We start from the raw sequence: 853 nt of genomic DNA on the forward strand, positions 1-853 counted from the left end.
AGCCACCACGCAGCCATTGCTGAAAGCATTTGATGTAAGTGTCGCGACCGCGAAAAACGCGAGTCCAGTTGTTACGGTAAGAAGCTATGTGGCGCAGTAATCCCAATCGCGCAAATAAGCGCCGTACAGCAAAAGGTTTTACACTCATTGAAGTGCTGGTGTCGATAGCAATCTTTGCCAGTTTGAGCGTGGCGGCATACCAAGTGGTGTCGCAAGTTCAGCGCAGTAATGAGTTGTCGCAAGAGCGAACTCAACGTTTGAATGAACTGCAACGCGCCATGGTGATGATGGATAACGACTTCCGCCAAATGGCATTGCGTCAAACGCGTACCAACGGCGAAGACCCTGCCGGGCAACTGATCTTTTGGTCGGACTATTTACTCGATTCCGACGCAAAAGGCTTGATGTTTGCGCGTGTGGGTTGGCATAACCCGCAGCAACAGTTCCCGCGTGGTGAAGTGACTAAAGTGGGCTATCGCGTTAAAGAAGAAACCCTGCAGCGTGTTTGGTGGCGTTATCCAGATACCCCAGTTGGGCAGGAAGGCATTGTCACTCCGTTGCTGACGCAGGTGGAATCTTTCGACATGCGGTTTTATGACGGTAAACAGTGGAAGAAAGAGTGGGACAGCAATAAAGAGTTGCCGAAAGCTGTCTCAGTTGTCTTGAAGTTGAAGGATTACGGTGAAATTGCGCGCACGTATCTAACGCCAGATGGCAAGCTTGCAGAAAGTGAAAGAAACAAAGCATCGGAGGGCAACAACAATGGCTAATCGTCAGCGTGGTGTTGCTTTGATTATTGTACTGATGCTGTTGGCGATTATGGCGACCATTGCTGCCACCATGTCTGAACGTT

General features: G+C 49.9%; 1 protein-coding gene and 1 pseudogene. Both read left to right on the top strand.

Going from position 1 to position 853, the window contains the following annotated elements; translation table 11 throughout:
* Positions 1-100 (top strand): annotated as a pseudogene (locus tag R7R78_RS25230) (type II secretion system protein GspI); the annotation flags it as partial.
* Positions 87-770: a type II secretion system minor pseudopilin GspJ gene (gene gspJ / locus R7R78_RS25235; RefSeq protein WP_020904375.1), complete on the top strand. Its 684-nt coding sequence runs from the start codon at positions 87-89 to the stop codon at positions 768-770. The pseudogene R7R78_RS25230 and the gene gspJ, both read left to right, overlap by 14 nt.
* The last annotated feature ends 83 nt before the right edge of the window (positions 771-853 follow it).

This window comes from Vibrio sp. 2134-1 (genome assembly GCF_033339495.1).